At 62.4% G+C, this 17,300-nt stretch carries 16 protein-coding genes; 9 read left to right on the top strand and 7 right to left on the bottom strand.

All coding sequences use genetic code 11. The features are described 5' to 3' along the window. Positions 1-215: 215 nt before the first annotated feature. The gene (locus RHE_RS25545) at positions 216-2,312 is read right to left on the bottom strand and encodes a bifunctional rhamnulose-1-phosphate aldolase/short-chain dehydrogenase (RefSeq protein WP_011428145.1); all 2,097 of its coding nucleotides are present in this window, start codon (positions 2,310-2,312) and stop codon (positions 216-218) included. Positions 2,313-2,510: 198 nt separating this feature from the next. On the opposite strand from RHE_RS25545, the gene RHE_RS25540 reads away from it, so the two are divergent. From RHE_RS25540 to RHE_RS25500, 9 genes are all read left to right on the top strand, one after another. After that, positions 2,511-3,323 (top strand): DeoR/GlpR family DNA-binding transcription regulator, encoded by an 813-nt coding sequence (locus RHE_RS25540; RefSeq protein ID WP_011428144.1) that lies wholly within the window; start codon positions 2,511-2,513, stop codon positions 3,321-3,323. 47 nt (positions 3,324-3,370) lie between these two features. After that, a complete protein-coding gene (rhaS, locus tag RHE_RS25535) occupies positions 3,371-4,366 on the top strand; it encodes a rhamnose ABC transporter substrate-binding protein (RefSeq protein ID WP_011428143.1) in 996 nt (331 codons plus the stop codon). Positions 4,367-4,438: 72 nt separating this feature from the next. Next, complete coding sequence (locus RHE_RS25530) at positions 4,439-5,974, top strand: sugar ABC transporter ATP-binding protein (protein WP_011428142.1); 1,536 nt, start codon at positions 4,439-4,441, stop codon at positions 5,972-5,974. A 10-nt stretch (positions 5,975-5,984) separates the two neighbouring features. Beyond that, a complete protein-coding gene (locus RHE_RS25525) occupies positions 5,985-6,986 on the top strand; it encodes an ABC transporter permease (protein WP_011428141.1) in 1,002 nt (333 codons plus the stop codon). Next, a complete protein-coding gene (locus RHE_RS25520; protein WP_011428140.1) occupies positions 6,983-7,990 on the top strand; it encodes an ABC transporter permease in 1,008 nt (335 codons plus the stop codon). The genes RHE_RS25525 and RHE_RS25520 overlap by 4 nt, the downstream gene beginning before the upstream one ends. Further along, positions 7,987-8,307 (top strand): L-rhamnose mutarotase, encoded by a 321-nt coding sequence (gene rhaM / locus RHE_RS25515; protein WP_011428139.1) that lies wholly within the window; start codon positions 7,987-7,989, stop codon positions 8,305-8,307. Before RHE_RS25520 ends, rhaM begins: the two co-directional genes overlap by 4 nt. Continuing rightward, on the top strand, positions 8,304-9,680 hold the full coding sequence (locus tag RHE_RS25510) for an FGGY-family carbohydrate kinase (protein WP_042119888.1): 1,377 nt from the start codon (positions 8,304-8,306) through the stop codon (positions 9,678-9,680). The genes rhaM and RHE_RS25510 overlap by 4 nt, the downstream gene beginning before the upstream one ends. Positions 9,681-9,768: 88 nt before the next feature. Further along, entirely contained in the window at positions 9,769-10,527 is a 759-nt protein-coding gene (locus RHE_RS25505; protein ID WP_011428137.1) for a fumarylacetoacetate hydrolase family protein, read from the top strand. A 100-nt stretch (positions 10,528-10,627) separates the two neighbouring features. Beyond that, a complete protein-coding gene (locus tag RHE_RS25500) occupies positions 10,628-11,407 on the top strand; it encodes an ABC transporter ATP-binding protein (RefSeq protein ID WP_011428136.1) in 780 nt (259 codons plus the stop codon). A 7-nt stretch (positions 11,408-11,414) separates the two neighbouring features. On the opposite strand, the gene mmsB is transcribed toward RHE_RS25500, so the two are convergent. The 6 genes from mmsB to RHE_RS25470 are packed head-to-tail and all read right to left on the bottom strand — an operon-like array spanning position 11,415 to position 17,298. Continuing rightward, positions 11,415-12,296, bottom strand: coding sequence for a 3-hydroxyisobutyrate dehydrogenase (mmsB, locus tag RHE_RS25495; protein ID WP_011428135.1), 882 nt, complete (start codon positions 12,294-12,296; stop codon positions 11,415-11,417). 9 nt (positions 12,297-12,305) lie between these two features. Further along, positions 12,306-13,901 (bottom strand): GMC family oxidoreductase, encoded by a 1,596-nt coding sequence (locus RHE_RS25490; RefSeq protein WP_011428134.1) that lies wholly within the window; start codon positions 13,899-13,901, stop codon positions 12,306-12,308. Between the two features lie 30 nt (positions 13,902-13,931). Further along, positions 13,932-14,921, bottom strand: a complete 990-nt coding sequence (locus RHE_RS25485; protein ID WP_011428133.1) for a branched-chain amino acid ABC transporter permease — start codon at positions 14,919-14,921, stop codon at positions 13,932-13,934. A gap of 1 nt (position 14,922) precedes the next feature. Next, positions 14,923-15,810, bottom strand: a complete 888-nt coding sequence (locus RHE_RS25480) for a branched-chain amino acid ABC transporter permease (protein ID WP_011428132.1) — start codon at positions 15,808-15,810, stop codon at positions 14,923-14,925. 4 nt (positions 15,811-15,814) lie between these two features. Next, entirely contained in the window at positions 15,815-16,516 is a 702-nt protein-coding gene (locus RHE_RS25475) for an ABC transporter ATP-binding protein (RefSeq protein WP_011428131.1), read from the bottom strand. After that, on the bottom strand, positions 16,516-17,298 hold the full coding sequence (locus RHE_RS25470; protein ID WP_011428130.1) for an ABC transporter ATP-binding protein: 783 nt from the start codon (positions 17,296-17,298) through the stop codon (positions 16,516-16,518). Before RHE_RS25470 ends, RHE_RS25475 begins: the two co-directional genes overlap by 1 nt. Between the last annotated feature and the right edge of the window lie 2 nt (positions 17,299-17,300).

Here is a 17,300-nt window from a genome sequence, read left to right as displayed (position 1 = left end):
TTTCCTCCCACTGATGCAATTTCTAAATTGGGACCGCCGTGGGGCCGCCCCTCATCCGCCTGCCGGCACCTTCTCCCCGTTCAGACGGGGAGAAGGTGGATGTGCCGCACCGTCTTCCTCCCACTCCAACATTTCGCTGGGCAAGTCCCTCTCCCGTCATGACGGGGGGGAGAGGGTTAGGGTGAGGGGCAGACACATCCGCCGCCAATCAAAAATTACCGCGTAAAGCTCTGCACGTTGCCGGCATCGACGTTGATGATGTTGCCGGTCGATTTTGCCGAAAGATCCGAAGCCAAGAAATAGATCGCCTCGGCGATATCTTCCGGAAACACGTTGAGCTTCAGCATCGAACGCTTGCGGTAATGTTCCTCGAGTTCGTCCACCTCGATCTTCGAGGAGGCGGCGCGCTGCTCGCGCCATTCGCCGCTCCAGATCTTCGAACCGCGCAGCACCGCATCCGGGTTGACGGTGTTGACGCGGATGCCGGCATCCGCGCCTTCCAGCGCCAGGCAGCGGGCAAGATGGATTTCGGCGGCCTTTGCCGTGCAATAGGCAGAGGCATTCGGCGAAGCGGCGAGGCCGTTCTTGGAGGCGACGAAGACGATGTTGCCGCCGAGCGCCTGACGGCGGAACAGCCGGAAAGCCTCGCGCGAAACCAGGAAATAGCCGGTCGCCAGAATATCGATATTGCGGTTCCAGGTCGCAAGCTCGGTCGCTTCGATCGGCGCGGACGAGGCAATGCCGGCATTCGAGACAAGGATGTCGACGCCGCCGAATTCGACTGAGGCTTCCGCGAAGGAGGCGATCACCGCATCTTCCTTGGTGACATCGAGCCGGAGGCTGCGCACGGAATCGGCGCCATATTTCTTGACGAAATCGGCCTCAGTCGATTCGAGCGCCGCCTGGTCGATGTCGGCAAGCACGACGCATGCGCCCTCGCCGACGAGGCGCGCGGCCGTCGCGCGGCCGATTCCGCCGGCGCCGCCGGTGACGAAAGCCACCCGCCCGGCAAGGCTCTTCGGCTTCGGCATACGCTGCAGCTTGGCCTCTTCGAGCAGCCAGTATTCGATGTCGAAGGCCTCCTGCTCCGGCAGGCCCTGATACTCCGAGACCGTGGAGGCGCCGCGCATGACGTTGATGGCGTTGACGTAGAATTCGCTGGCAATTCGGGCCGTCGCCTTGTCGCGGGCGAAGGACAACATGCCGACGCCAGGAACGAGGAAGATGACGGGATTGGCGTCGCGCATGGCGGGCGAATTGTCATGCTTGCAGTCGTTGTAATAGCGGGCGTAATCGGCGCGGTAATCTTCCAGCGCCTTGTCGAGACCGGCGACGATTGCATCGACATCCGGCCTGGCGGGATCGAATTCGACGATCAGCGGCCGGATCTTGGTGCGCAGGAAATGGTCGGGGCAGCTGGTGCCGAGCGCCCCGAGCGGGCGCAGGTTCTTCGAATTGACGAATTCCAGAACCGCATCCTGATCATCGAAATGGCCGAGCTTGCGTTCCTGCTTGCCGATGCGGCCGCGGATCTCAGGCATCAGCCGGGCGGCGATGGCGCGGCGTTCGGCAACGGGCAGGCTTTGCACGGCGGCACCGCCGAAGATCGTCTTGCCCTCGGTCTGGCCGGCAAACCATTCGATCGCCTTGTTGATGATATCGAGCGTCAGCTCGTAACAGGCCTTGGCCTCATTCGCCCAGGTGAACAGGCCATGGCTTTCGAGCACGACGCCCTTGGCATTCGGGTTCGCCTTGACGAAGGCTTCGAGATCGAGGCCGAGCTGAAAGCCCGGGCGACGCCAGGGCAGCCACCCGATCTCGTCGCCGAAGATCTGCTTGGTCAATTCCCGGGAATTCTTCGAAGCAGCGATCGCGATGATCGCGTCGGGATGCATGTGGTCGACATGGGTGAAAGGCACGAAACCGTGCAACGGCGTGTCGATCGAGGCGGCGCGGGCGTTCAGATTGAAGGTGCAGTGCGGCAGGAAGCCGACCATGCGGTCCTCGTCCTCGACACCCTTATAAATCGATTTCAGCGATTCTAGCTTGTCCTGGTAGAGGGTGGCAAAGCCGTCGAGCTTGATCGTGCCGACGTCGCCGCCCGAGCCCTTGACCCAGAGCACCTTGACCTTACTGCCATCGAGCGGATCGGTTTCCATCACCTTTGCCGAGGTGTTGCCGCCGCCGTAATTGGTGATGCGCTTGTCGGCGCCGAGCAGGTTGGAGCGATAGAGCAGCTTGCCGGGCTCATCGAGGCCTGCCGCGTAACCATCATCCCACCGGTTTTCCAGAAGCCGGACGTTCGCCGCCATGTCATCCTCCCATATCAGGCTTGTCGGGGGCCGCGATCAGCGTGCCCTTTCGCTCACGGTATCGCGCATCGAAAGTACGCTTGTCAATCGAAAACGATCAAATTCGATTATGCTGCATCGCAATATGAAATTTTATGATCGTTTATGATTGACAGCCTTTAACGGATACGAAATAAATATGACGAGAGGAGGAGCCCAATGCACGAACGCGAACGTCATCGCATCATCTTAAGCGCCGTTCAGGAAAAGTCCGTCGTTACGATCCAGGATATTTCCGAGCTGACGGAAGCTTCTGAAGCAACAATCCGACGCGATATTGCGGCTCTTCATGTGCAGGGCAAGATCCGCCGCGTCCGCGGCGGTGCGGAAGCGGTGCATCCGCCGCAGCTCGGCAGCCTCGCCGGCCGCCCCTTCCGAGTTTCGGAATCAGTCAACATCGATAAAAAGCGCGCAATTGCACGCGCAGCCGTCGATCTCTGCGAAGCGGGAGACGCCATCATCATCAATGGCGGTACGACGACCTTCCAGATGGTGCACTACATGGCCGGCCACCGCATGCAGGTCATGACCAATTCCTTTGCGATCGCCGAGCATCTGGTGAAGCATTCCAAAAACACCGTGACGGTGCCGGGCGGCGCGATCTATCGCGAGCAGAGCCTCATCCTGTCACCTTTCGACAATGACGCGATCCGCAATTTTTATGCGCGGCGCATGTTCATCGGCGCGCAGGGCGTCGGCCCGCTCGGCATCATGGAGGCGGATGCCCTCGTCATCCAGAGCGAGCAGAAGCTGATGCACCAGGCCGACGAGCTCGTCGTCATGGTCGATTCAAGCAAATTCAATCGCCGGTCGAGCCTCATTCTCTGCGCGCTCGACCGCGTCTCTGTGGTCATCACCGATGACGGCATCTCGGAAGAGGCGGCTCGCATGGTCGAGAATGCCGGCATCCGGCTCGTTGTCGCAAGCCCCGTGGCCCAGCTCGCGAAGGAGGATTCCTCGTCGGTCGCATGAGGCGCCGCCGAGGTGTGGAAGTCTAATCTCAATGGGAGGAAAGTGACATGAAACTCGCAAAGACACTTGCGCTCGGCGTAGCGCTCGCCGTCGCCATGATGGCCGGCACCGCAAGCGCCAAGGACATCAAGATCGGCCTCGTCGTCAAGTCGCTCGGCAACGGCTTCTTCGACGCCGCCAATAAAGGCGCCCAGGAAGCCGCCAAGGAGCTCGGCGGCGTAGAGGTCATCTACACCGGTCCGACGTCGACGACGGCAGAAGGCCAGATCGAAGTCATCAACTCGCTGATCGCCCAGGGCGTTGATGCCATCGCCGTTTCGGCCAACGATCCCGACGCGCTGGTTCCGGCGCTGAAGAAGGCGACCCAGCGCGGCATCAAGGTCATCTCCTGGGATTCCGGCGTTGCCCCCGAGGGCCGTATCCTGCAGCTCAACCCGTCGTCCAACGAGCTGATCGGCAAGATGTGCCTGACGCTCGCCAAGGACCATCTCGAAGGCGGCAAGGGCGACTTCGCCATCCTGTCAGCAACGACCACCTCGACCAACCAAAATATCTGGATCGACCAGATGAAGAAGCAGCTCAAGGATTTCCCGGGCCTCAACCTCGTCACCACGGTTTACGGCGACGACCTTTCGGACAAGTCCTATCGTGAAGCCGAAGGCCTCTTGAAGTCGAACCCGAACGTCAAGGTCATCGTCGCTCCGACTACCGTCGGCGTTCTTGCCGCCTCCAAAGTCGTCGAAGACAAGGGCCTTGTCGGCAAGGTCTACGTCACCGGCCTCGGCCTGCCCTCCGAGATGGCCGGCGCGATCAAGTCGGGCGCGACGAAGGAATTCGCCATCTGGAACCCGATCGACCTCGGCTACTCCGCCACCCAGATCGCCTACCGCCTCGTCAAGGGCGAGACGGATGGCAAGCCGGGCAGCGAGATCAATGCCGGCCGCATGGGCAAGATCAAGGTCGGCGACAACGGCGAAGCCGCCATGGCCGATCCCTTCGTCTACAATGCTTCGAACATCGACCAGTTCTCCAAGGTCTTCTGATCCGGAACGACGTTTAAAAGCCCGGCGGCCGACGGTCGCCGGGATTTCCCATTCGACACTGGTAGAAATCTGATGAACGCCGCCTTTCAACAACCCGTCACGGACAGCAAAACCGGCGACGCGCCCGCCATTCTGGAAATGCGCGGCATCTCCCAGATCTTTCCTGGTGTGAAGGCGCTCGACAATGTCAGCATCGCGCTTCATCCCGGCACGGTGACGGCGCTGATCGGCGAAAACGGCGCCGGCAAATCGACGCTCGTCAAGATCCTGACCGGCATCTACAGGCCGAACGAAGGCGAGATCCTAGTCGACGGCCAGCCGACGAGTTTTGCCAGCGCCCAGGCCGCCATCGACGCCGGCGTCACCGCCATTCATCAGGAAACCGTGCTTTTTGACGAATTGACGGTGGCCGAAAACATCTTCCTCGGCCATGCGCCGCGCACCCGCCTGCGCACCATCGACTGGCAGACGATGAACAGCCGCTCGAAGACGCTGCTGACCGCGCTCGAAAGCAATATCGACCCAACCATCCGGCTGAAGGACCTCTCGATCGCGCAACGCCATCTGGTGGCGATCGCACGCGCTTTGTCGATCGAGGCCCGCATCGTCATCATGGACGAGCCGACCGCCGCCCTTTCCCGCAAGGAGATCGACGATCTCTTCCGCATTGTCCGGGGCCTGAAGGACCAGGGCAAGGCGATCCTGTTCATCAGTCACAAGTTCGACGAGCTTTACGAAATCGCCGACGATTTCGTCGTCTTCCGCGACGGCCGTGCGGTCGGCCAGGGACGCCTCAAGGAAACACCGCAGGACGAGATCGTCCGTATGATGGTCGGCCGCGACGTCGAGAACGTCTTTCCGAAGATCGATGTCGCCATCGGTGGCCCTGTGCTCGAGGTCGAAAAATACTGCCACCGCACCGAATTTCGTGATGTTTCCCTGACCCTGCGCCGGGGCGAAATTCTCGGTATCTACGGCCTGATCGGCGCCGGCCGATCGGAACTTGCCCAATCGCTCTTCGGCGTCACCAAGCCGCTGTCGGGCAGGCTGACGCTTGAAGGCCGGGAAATTTCGATCAATTCGCCGCATGACGCCATCAAGGCCGGCATCGTCTACGTGCCGGAGGAGCGCGGCCGCCACGGCCTGGCGCTGCCGATGCCGATCTATCAGAACATGACGCTGCCGTCGTTGGCGCGAACGTCGCGAAAGGGCTTTCTCAAGGCGGCGGAAGAATTCGCGCTCGCCCGCAAATATGCCGAACGGCTGGATTTGCGCGCCGCAGCCCTCTCCGTGCCGGTCGGCACCCTGTCGGGCGGCAACCAGCAGAAGGTCGTCATCGGCAAGTGGCTCGCCACCATGCCCAAGGTCATCATTCTCGACGAGCCGACGAAGGGCATCGACATCGGCTCGAAGGCCGCCGTGCACGGCTTCATCAGCGAACTTGCCGCTGAGGGCCTTTCGATCATCATGATCTCTTCCGAACTGCCCGAGATCATCGGCATGTCGGATCGGGTGCTGGTGATGAAGGAAGGCCTGTCGGTCGGGCTCTTCGAGCGCGATCAGCTTTCGCCGGAAGCGCTGGTGCGTGCGGCGACCGGAAATGCATGAGGTGATGGGCATGGTCAGACTGATGAAAAAACGCGAAACCCTGCTCTTTGCCATCATCGTGGTGATGATTGCCGTCTTCTCGACGCGAGCCGCCGATTTCGCCACGCCGGATAATCTCGCCGGCATCTTCAACGACACCGCGATCCTTATCATTCTGGCGCTTGCCCAGATGACTGTTATTCTGACGAAATCAATCGATCTGTCGGTTGCTGCCAACCTCGCCTTTACCGGCATGGCAATCGCGATGATGAATGCCGCCTTTCCGGGCCTACCTCTGATGGTGCTGATCCTTGCCGCGGTCGCGATCGGTGCGGCCCTCGGCACCATCAATGGCTTTCTCGTCTGGCGTCTCGAAATCCCGCCGATCGTCGTCACCCTCGGCACCCTTACCATCTATCGCGGCATGGCTTTCGTGCTTTCGGGCGGCGCTTGGGTCAACGCGCACCAGATGACGCCGAACTTCCTCTCTGTCCCCCGCACGCCGATCCTCGGCCTGCCGGTACTGAGTTGGGTTGCTATCATCATCGTCGCGCTGATGTACACGCTGCTGCGCTATAGCCAGTTTGGTCGCTCGGCCTATGCAACCGGCGGCAATCCGACCGCCGCCGTCTATGCCGGCATCGATACCGGCCGGACGAAGTTCCTTGCCTTCGTGCTGTCGGGCGCGCTCGCCGGCCTTTCCAGCTATCTCTGGGTGTCGCGTTATGCCGTCGCCTATGTCGATATCGCCAACGGCTTCGAGCTCGACAGCGTCGCGGCCTGCGTCATCGGCGGCATTTCGATTGCCGGCGGCGTCGGCTCGGTCGCTGGCACCGTGCTCGGCGCGCTCTTCCTCGGCGTCATCAAGAATGCGCTGCCGGTGATCGGCATCTCACCCTTCACGCAGATGGCAATCTCCGGAACCGTCATCATTCTCGCCGTTGCCTTCAACGCCCGGCGTGAGCGCAACCGGGGCCGCATCATCCTGCGCGACCGCGCCGCAGCCGAAATCAGAACGGAGGCCGCAGCATGAGCACCGTATCCACCCACGAAAAGCGCGTCATCCCCGACCGCCTCGGCACGCCGCTGCGCCGCATTATCGCCAGTTGGGAGGTGCTGCTCTTTGCGGTCGCCGTCCTGATCTTCATCTTCAATTCCCTGGCCTCGCCCTATTTCCTCGATGCCTGGAACCTCTCGGACGCCACCTTCAACTTCACAGAAAAGGCGATGATCGCCTTTGCCATGGCGCTGCTCGTCATATCAGGCGAGATCGACCTCTCGGTCGCCGCCATCATCGCACTCGCCTCGACGGCAATGGGGGCGGCGGCGCAGATTGGCATCGGCACTCCGGGCCTGGTGCTGATCGGCCTCGGCACCGGCCTTGCCTGCGGCATCTTCAACGGCGTGCTGGTCTCGGTGCTGAAGCTGCCATCGATCGTCGTCACCATCGGCACGATGAGCCTTTTCCGCGGCATTTCCTATATCGTGCTAGGCGACCAGGCCTATGGCAAATATCCCGCCGACTTCGCCTATTTCGGCCAAGGTTACGTTGCCTGGGTGTTCTCCTTCGAATTCGTGCTGTTCATCGTGCTGGCGATCGCCTTCGCCGTGCTGCTGCATGCGACGAATTTCGGCCGCCAGGTCTATGCGATCGGCAATAACGACTTCGCAGCCCGTTTCTCCGGCATTCCGGTCGAGCGGGTCAAATTCATTCTCTTCCTGCTGACCGGCATCATGAGCGGCATCGCCGCCGTCTGCCTGACCTCGCGCCTCGGCTCGACCCGCCCGTCAATCGCCCAAGGCTGGGAACTCGAGGTCGTCACCATGGTGGTGCTCGGCGGCATCTCGATCCTCGGCGGCTCCGGCACGATCGGCGGCGTCGTCATCGCCGCCTTCGTCATGGGCCTCGTCACCTTCGGCCTCGGCCTGTTGAACGTGCCCGGCATCGTCATGTCGATCTTTATCGGCCTGCTGCTCATCATCACCATCGCCATCCCGATCATCGCCCGCCGCATCAAGATCATGAGCTCCCGATGACATCAGAAAAACACGCCTTCAAGATGCAGCTCAATCCCGGCATGGAAGCCGAATACCGCAAGCGGCACGACGAGATCTGGCCGGAACTGGTCGATCTCCTGCACAAGTCGGGCGCCAGCGACTATTCCATCCATCTCGACCGCGAAACTAACACGCTGTTCGGCGTGCTGACGCGCCCGAAGGACCACACGATGGCGAGCCTGCCGGAACATCCGGTCATGAAGAAATGGTGGGCGCACATGGCCGATATCATGGCGACGAACCCGGACAATTCGCCCGTCCAGAGCGACCTCGTCACTCTTTTTCATATGCCATGACCGCTCCCTATCGCCGCATCGCCGTTCTCGACATCGGCAAGACCAATGCCAAGGCGGTCGTGCTCGACGCTGGGACAGGCGCCGAGATCGCCGTCCTGAAACGGCCGAACGTTACGATCAAGACCGGCCCCTACCCGCATTACGACATAGAGGCTCTCTGGTCCTTCGCGCTCGACGCGCTGAAACGGCTTGCGCAGGCGCCTGGTTTCGACGCCATTTCGATCACCACCCACGGCGCCGCAGCCGCACTGCTCGATCGGGACGGCACGCTCGCCATGCCTGTGATCGACTACGAACACGAATACCCGCAAGAAATCCGCGATGCCTATACGGCCTTGCGTCCCTCCTTCGACGAAACCTTTTCGCCGCGCCTGGCGATGGGCCTCAATGTCGGCGCGCAGCTGCATTACCAAAAGAGCGCCTTTCCCGCGGCATTCGCCGAGGTGGCCACCATCCTCACCTATCCGCAATATTGGACAGCGCGGCTCACGGGTGTTGCCGCCAACGAGTTGACCTCGCTCGGCTGCCATACCGACCTCTGGAACCCCCGGGCGGGCGGCTATTCCTCGCTGGTTGACAGACTCGGCATCCGGGCGCTGATGGCGCCGATCCGCTCCGCCTTCGATGCGCTCGGGCCTGTTCTGCCTGATATCACCGCGGAGCTCGGCCTTGCCGCGCCCGTCCCGGTCTATTGCGGCATTCACGATTCCAATGCCTCGCTGCTGCCGCATCTCGTCCATCGCGAGGCCCCCTTCGCCGTCGTCTCCACCGGCACCTGGGTGATCAATTTCGGCGTCGGCGGCGATCTCGATCATCTCGATGCCGAGCGCGATACGCTCGCCAATGTCGATGCCTATGGCCGGGCCGTCCCCTCCTCGCGTTTCATGGGCGGACGGGAATTCGAGATCCTTTCGGCCGAGATCGGGCCTGTCGATGAAAAAGCCGCGCAGGCGGCGATCCGGCCGGTCATCGGCAAAGGTATGATGCTGCTGCCCAATATCGCTCCCGGTTCCGGTCCTTTTCCCGGAAAGGCCAGCCGCTGGATCGGCGCTGAAGAGGCAAGCCGCGCGGAACGCCATGCCGCCGCCTGCCTCTATCTCGCTTTGATGACCGACGCCTGCCTCGGACTGATCGGCGCCAAAGGCCCCGTCGTCGTCGAGGGGCCTTTTGCCCTGAACGAAACCTATCTGAAGCTGCTTGCCGCCGTTGCCGGCCGCGAGGTCCTCGCCCTTCCTGGCACGACCGGCACAAGCCAGGGTGCTGCCCTTCTCACCGGCATCCGGCCGGTATCAGGCGCCGAAACGCATGTTCCGCCGGCCGAAATCGCGGGGCTCGCCGCCTATCGCGATCGCTGGTACGCGGCGATGGAATAAGAGCTTTTCGAACTTCGGCCCGAGGCCACTTGTTCATTGCTGCCCTGCCGTTAGTGTGCCACCTCGAAAATCAGCTCGAGGAGACAGCATGACAGAGGCATTCGATCCACGCGCGCTCGCAGCTCGGCTTCACAGCCTGCGCCAGGCCGGAAGACAGGAGGAAACCGGCACTTTCCCGCTACCGGCCGATCTGCATCAGGCGATGGAGGCGCAGAATTTTCTGACTGCGGCCGACGGCATTTCCAGCAATGCCTGGAAGGTGACGGTCTCGCCGCAGGGGCAGGCGGTCACCGGCCCGCTGCATCCCTATGCCGAGGCCGCCTCGGGCGCGAGCATCCCCTGGTATCCGGGCATGAAATTCGAGACCGAGATCGCTGTGCGCCTCGGCAAGGATCTGCCGGTCCGCAAAGGCACTCGCTATAGCCGCGCCGACGTGGTCGAGGCGATCTCCGCTGCCTATCTCGGCGCCGAGATGCTGGTCAGTGCGGTCAGGGAAAGCGGCAGCGTCTCCTTCCTGCTGTTTACATCAGACCGGCTCGGCAATAGCGGCTATGTGCTTGGTCCAAGGCTCGACAAAAGCGTGGTCGATACAGCCGGGGGCACGCCGCTCAAGGTCACCCATGCCGGCCGAACAATCTATGATGGGCCGGCCCAGCATCCGAAGGGCGACGTTCTCACCTGGCTCGTCGATTACGCCAATGACGGCCTGCGCCCGGAGACATCGCTGAAGGCAGGCGCGCTGATCACCACGGGCACGTTGAGCGGCGCGATCGAACTGGCGGAGCCAGGCGAGATCGATATCCTCCTCGGCGACAGCCAACTTCGTTTCTCGGTGTCGAAGGGTTGATTTGAAGCCGAGCAGAAAGCGTAAGTTGACAATTCCGGTTTAGTTTCGCAGGGAAGGGAGGGCTCGCCCTCCCCGTGCGACACCGAACCCGGAGCAGATCATGCCTTCACCTTTCCTTGCCCTGTCGGCCATCGAGTATGCCATCGGACAAAAACCCGTCCTGCATGGCATCGATCTGACGCTCGAGCAGGGCCGCATCTACGGTCTGGTGGGTCCGAACGGCTCCGGCAAGAGCACGCTTTTGAAGATCATTGCCCGTCAGGCCGCGCCGGAGTCCGGCGCCATCGCCTTCGGCGGCAAGCCGGCGGGTGATTGGGGTGCCCGGGAATTTGCCCGGCACGTCGCCTATATGCCGCAATTTACGCCGGCGACCGATGGAATGACCGTGCGGGAGCTTGTGGCGCTCGGACGTTTCCCCTGGCACGGCACGCTCGGTCGCTTCACCGCCGCCGATCGCAACAAGGTCGAGGAGGCGATCGTCCGCACCGAACTCGAGGATTTTGCCGATCGTCTCGTCGCCAACATGTCCGGCGGCGAGCGCCAGCGTGCCTGGATCGCCATGATGCTCGCTCAGGACGCCCGCTGCCTGCTGCTCGACGAACCGACATCGGCGCTCGACCTCGCCCATCAGACAAGCGTCCTGTCGCTGGTGAAGGAACTCAGCCACGAGCGCGGGCTGACCGTCGTGATCGTGCTGCACGACATCAATCTTGCCGCGCGCTACTGCGATGCGATCGTCGCGCTCAACCGCGGCCGGATCACCGCCGAAGGCACGCCAGCCGAGATCATGCAGGCCGACAAGCTGCAATCGATTTTCGGCGTCGGCATGGGCGTCTTTCCCCATCCGGTGCGAAACGAGCCGGTCAGCTATCTCCTGTAGATATTGCCTACGTCTTTTCCCGAAACATCTCGATGATCGCGGAGAAATCCCTGCCGCCATTGCCCTGCTTTTCGAACAGCGCATAAAGCTGCGCCGCTTCCGCGCCGAGCGGCGTGGACGCGCCGCTCGCCAGAGCTGCCTCTTGCGAAAGCTTGAGATCTTTCAGCATCAAGGCTGCGGCAAAACCTGGCTTGTAACCATTGTTGGCAGGCGAGGTCGGCACCGGTCCGGGCACCGGGCAATAGGTATTGATCGACCAGCATTGGCCTGATGAGGTCGAGGCAACGTCGAACAGCGCCTGATGCGAGAGGCCGAGCTTCTCGGCGAGCACGAAGGCCTCGCAGACGCCGACCATCGAGATGCCGAGGATCATGTTGTTGCAGATCTTTGCCGCCTGGCCGGCGCCCGCTTCGCCGCAATGGACGATCTTCTTGCCCATGGCCTCGAGAATCGGCTTGCCCTTGAGGAAGGCGTCGTCCGAGCCACCGGCCATGAAGGTCAGCGTGCCGGCGCTCGCCCCGCCGGTGCCGCCGGAAACCGGTGCGTCGAGCGACAGGCAGCCTGCGGTCTTGGCCATCTCATGCGCCTTGCGGCTGCTCTCGACATCGATGGTCGAGCAATCGATAACCAGCGTGCCCTGCGCCGTCGACTGCAGGATATCGGCCCAGGCCGTCAGCACGTGCCTGCCCTGCGGCAGCATTGTTATGACGATCTCCGCGTCCTTGACCGCCTGGCTGGCATGGCTTGCCGGCTTGACGCCGCTCGCCTCCGCCGCCTTCAGCACCGAGGCCGCAAGATCGAACCCGAGCACCTCGTGACCCCTCTTGACGAGATTGGCCGCCATCGGCCCGCCCATATTGCCAAGCCCGATGAATGCGATCCTTGCCATGGTCTTCTCCTATCGGTTGTCTTCGAGGATCATCGCCGCTGCCTTTTCGGCGATCATGATCGTCGGCGAATTGGTGTTGCCCGAGGTGATCGACGGCATCACCGAAGCGTCGGCAATCCTGAGCTTGCCGAGCGCTCGGAACCTCAGCCGGGGATCGACGACACTCTCCCTGTCGGCGCCCATCCGGCAAGTGCCCACGGGATGGAAGATCGTCGTGCCGATATCGCCCGCCGCCCGCTCCAGATCGGCCTCGGTCTGATAGCTCGGGCCCGGTTTGAATTCCTCCGGCTTGAAACGGGCAAAGGAAGGCTGCACGACGATCTTGCGCGTCAACCGTATCGAGCGGACAGCTATGTCACGATCGCGCTGCGTCGAGAGGTACTTTGGGCTGATCGTCGGCTGGGCGGCGAAATCCGGGCTCGACAGGTGAACCGAACCACGGCTCTCCGGCCTTAAATTGCAGACGCTCGCGGTGATCGCCGGGAAAGGATGCACGGGGTCGCCGAATTTTTCGAGGGAGACCGGCTGCACGTGATATTGCAGGTCGGGCGTTTCCCGGTCCGGACCCGAGCGGGTGAAGATGCCGAGCTGGCTCGGCGCCATTGCCATCGGGCCGGAGCGGCGGACGAGATATTCGAGCCCGATCGCCGCCTTGCCGATCAGCCTCGTCGCCTTCTCGTTCAGCGTCGGAACGCCCGTCACCTTATAGGCCAGCCGCAGTTGCAGATGGTCCTGCAGGTTTTCGCCGACACCCTTGACCTCGGTGACGACATCGACGCCCGCCCGCTGCAGCACATCGCCCCTGCCGATGCCGGACAACTCCAGAATATGCGGCGAGCCGATCGAACCGGCGGAAAGGATAGTTTCTCTGCCCGCATAGGCGCGTTTCGCCACGCCCTGATGCTGGAATTCGACGCCGGCCACGGCCCCCTCCTCCACCAGCAGCCGCCGCACCTGCGCCTTGGTGAGCACCGTCAGGTTGGAGCGTTTCCGCGCCGGACGCAGGAAGGCTTTCGAGGTGTTCCAGCGAATGCCGGAACGCTGGTTGACGTCGAAATAGCCGGAGCCTTCATTGTTGCCGCGGTTGAAATCCGCCGTCTCCGGAATTCCCGCTTCCTTCGCCGCTTGCTGGAAAGCATCGAGCACGGCCCAGCGCACGCGCGCCTTCTCGATGCGCCATTCGCCGCCGGCGCCATGCATCTCGTCTTCGCCGCGATAAAAATCCTCGGACTTGCGGAAGAAGGGCAGAACATCATCCCAGCCCCAGCCGCTGCAGCCCATCTGCCGCCAAAGATCGTAGTCGCGCGCCTGGCCGCGCATATAGATCATGCCGTTGATCGACGAACAGCCGCCGAGCACCTTGCCGCGCGGATAGCTTAGCGCCCGGCCGTTCAATCCGGTTTCCGGCGCCGTGGTGAAGCACCAGTCGGTGCGCGGATTGTTGATGCAATAGAGATAACCGACCGGAATATGGATCCAGTGATAATTGTCGCTGCCGCCGGCTTCGAGCAGCAGCACCCGGCTCCGGCCATCGGCCGACAGCCGATTGGCAAGCACGCAGCCGGCGCTGCCCGCCCCGATGATAATATAGTCGTAATGATCCATCTGCCCCGCACGAAACTCAATGCCGCTCGTTCAGCGGCGATAGACGAAGCCCAGCTTCCGCCCCAGCCGGGAGGCGTAGAATTCGCCGATGATGCCGCGGCGGAAGATCAGCACGCAGACCATGAACACGATGCCGGTGATGATCGTCACCGGGAATTCCGAGGTGGCGAGGTAGTTTTCCAGCGCCACCACCAGCCCGGCGCCGAAAAGCGGGCCGATCAGCGTGCCGATGCCGCCGAGCAGCGTCATCAGGATCACCTCGCCCGACATCTGCCAGGCGACATCGGTCAAGGTTGCGAACTGGAAGACGATCGATTTGACCGCGCCGGCGAGCCCGGCAAGTGCTGCCGACATGACGAAAGCGCCGAGCTTGTAGCGCGCGACAGAATAACCGAGCGAGATCGCCCGCTGCTCGTTCTCGCGGATCGATTTCAGGATCATGCCGAAGGGCGAATTGATGAATCGCCAGATGATCGAGATACCAACGAGGAAAACGGCCAACACGAAATAATACATGTTGGTCGAGTCGTTCAGATCGATGAAGCCGAAGAGGTGGCCACGCGGCACCGACTGGATGCCGTCCTCGCCCTCGGTGAACTCCGCCTGCAGGCAGAAAAAAAAGAACATCTGCGATAGCGCGAGCGTGATCATCGCAAAATAGATGCCCTGGCGGCGGATGGCGAAGAAGCCCATGACCAGGCCTAAAAAGGCGGCCCCAGCCACGCCGATCAGGATGCCGAGTTCCGGCGGCAGGCCCCATGATTTCACCGTATAGGCAGTGAAGTAGGCCGCACCACCGAAGAAGGTGGCATGACCGAAGGACAAGAGGCCGGTATAGCCGAGCAGCAGGTTGAAGGCGCAGGCGAAAAGCGCGAAGCAGAGCAGCTTCATCAGGAAGATCGGATAGAAGAAGAACGGCGCGAGCAGCAGGAGCAGCAGCCCTGCGAGCAGGAAGCCGGCCTGGACCGAGAGGGCGGTCCGGCTCTTTTCCGTGCGGATGGTGTCGGTGATGTCAGCCATGTCAGGCATCCCGGCCGAAGAGGCCCGCGGGCCTGATGAGAAGCACGATCGCCATGATGACGAAGATCACGATATTGGAGGCCTCGGGATAGAAGACCTTGGTCAGGCCCTCGGCGATGCCGAGCACATAGCCGGTGATGATCGCACCCATGATCGATCCCATGCCGCCGACTACGACGACGGCAAAGACGACGATGATCATGTTCGAGCCCATCAGCGGCGAGACCTGGTAGATCGGCGCCGCCAATACGCCGGCAAAGGCGGCAAGGCCGGCGCCGAGCGCGTAGGTCAGCGTCAGCAGCACCGGCACGTTGACGCCGAAGACCTGCACCAGTACGGCGTTTTCAGTGGCGGCCCGGAGATAGGCGCCGAGCTTGGTCTTTTCGATCAGCAGCCATGTGCCGAGGCAGATGACCAGCGAGACGACGACGACCCAGCCGCGATAGATCGGCAGGAACATGAAGCCGAGGTTCGCCCCGCCGGCAAGGGCCGCCGGCGTCGCGTATGGCTGGCCGGACGAGCCGTAGAGATAGCGGAAGGTGCCTTCGACCGCGAGCGCCAGCCCGAAGGTGAAAAGCAGGCCGTAAAGCGGATCGAGATCGTAGAGCCGGCGCAGGAACAGCCGCTCGATGATCGCACCGGCAATGCCGACGATAACAGGCGCCAGGATCAGCGACGGCCAGTAGCCGATGCCGGCATAGGTGAGCAGCAGATAGGCGACAAAGGCGCCGAGCATATATTGCGCGCCATGGGCAAAGTTGATCACCCGGAGCAGGCCAAAAATGATGGCGAGGCCGAGGCTGAGCAGCGCATAGAACGAGCCGTTGATCAGGCCGATCAAGAGCTGGCCGAGCAGCGCCTGCAGGGGAATGCCGAAGATCATCGTCATCTGGTCATACTCCCAGAACCTTGTGCAGCGTATCCATGCGCTGCGGCAGTTCGCCGACCGGGAATTCCGACACCATCTGCCCATGATCCATCAGATAGAAGCGATCGGCAATACGGCTGGCGAAGCGGAAGTTCTGCTCGACGAGCAGGATTGTCATACCGCGTCCTTTCAGCGCCTGCAGCACCTCGCCGATGCGCTGGACGATAACGGGGGCAAGCCCCTCCGTCGGTTCGTCGAGAATGAGCAGCCGCACACCGGTGCGCAGGATGCGGGCGATCGCCAGCATCTGCTGCTCGCCGCCGGAGAGTTTGGTGCCGGGGCTGCTGCGGCGCTCGTAGAGATTGGGGAAGAGCTCGTAGATCTCGTCGAGCGTCATGCCGCCCTTCGCCACGACAGGCGGCAGCAGCAGGTTTTCCGACACGGTCAGCGTCGAGAAGATTCCGCGCTCCTCCGGCACGAAGCCGATGCCGCGATGCGCCGTCTTGTGCAGCGGCACCTGCATCATGTCGCTGCCGGCAAAGCTGATCCTGCCCTTGCGGGCCCGCACGATGCCGGTGATGGTGCGCAGCGTCGTCGTCTTGCCGACGCCGTTACGGCCGAGAATGGTGATCGTCTCGCCTTCGGCCACCCGCATGTCGACGCCGTGCAAGACATGGCTTTCACCATACCAGGCGTTCAGGCCCTGAACTTCGAGGAGAGCAGCCATCAATGCTCCTCCGTGCCCATATAGGCGACGCGCACGCGCTCGTCCTGGCTGACGGTGGCATAGTCGCCTTCGGCCAGGATCTCACCGCGCTGCAGCACAGTCACATGCTGGCAGATATTGGCGACGACGGAGAGATTGTGCTCGACCATCAGCACCGCCCGGTCGCGGGCGACGTCGCGGATGATCGCCGAGACGACGGCGACATCCTCATGCCCCATGCCGGCCATCGGTTCGTCGAGCAGCAGGACCTTAGGATCGAGCGCCAGCGTCGTGGCGATCTCCAGCACGCGCTTGCGGCCGTAGGAAAGGTCGGCGGCGATATGATCGCGCTCCTTGGAAAGGCCGACGCTTGCGAGCAGCTGTTCGGCCCGCTCGTTCAGCCGGTCAAGCGCCGAAAGCGGCCGCCAGAACTGCGTGGAAAGATTGTTCGGCCGCTGCAGCGCCACCCTCACATTGTCGAGAACGGAGAGATGCGGGAAGACCGCCGAGATCTGGAAGGAGCGCACCAACCCCATGCGCGCCACCTTGTCCGGCGGCGTGTACGTAATATCGGTACCCATCAGCGTGATGCTGCCCGCCGTCGGCTGCAGGAACTTGGTCAGCAGGTTGAAGACCGTGGTCTTGCCGGCGCCGTTCGGGCCGATCAACGCATGGACGCTCGCGTCATGGACGTCGAGATCGACATTCTTGACGGCTGTGAAGCCGCCGAAATCGCGACGCAGACCGCGGGCGGATAAAACCACCTGCGGCTTGTCCAGCGTTTCAGTCGCGGGAACCGCCATTG

It is taken from the genome of Rhizobium etli CFN 42, from assembly GCF_000092045.1.
GTDB lineage: Bacteria > Pseudomonadota > Alphaproteobacteria > Rhizobiales > Rhizobiaceae > Rhizobium > Rhizobium etli.
Note: the sequence above shows the minus strand (reverse complement) of the source record. Positions and strands in the feature narration are given on the sequence as shown.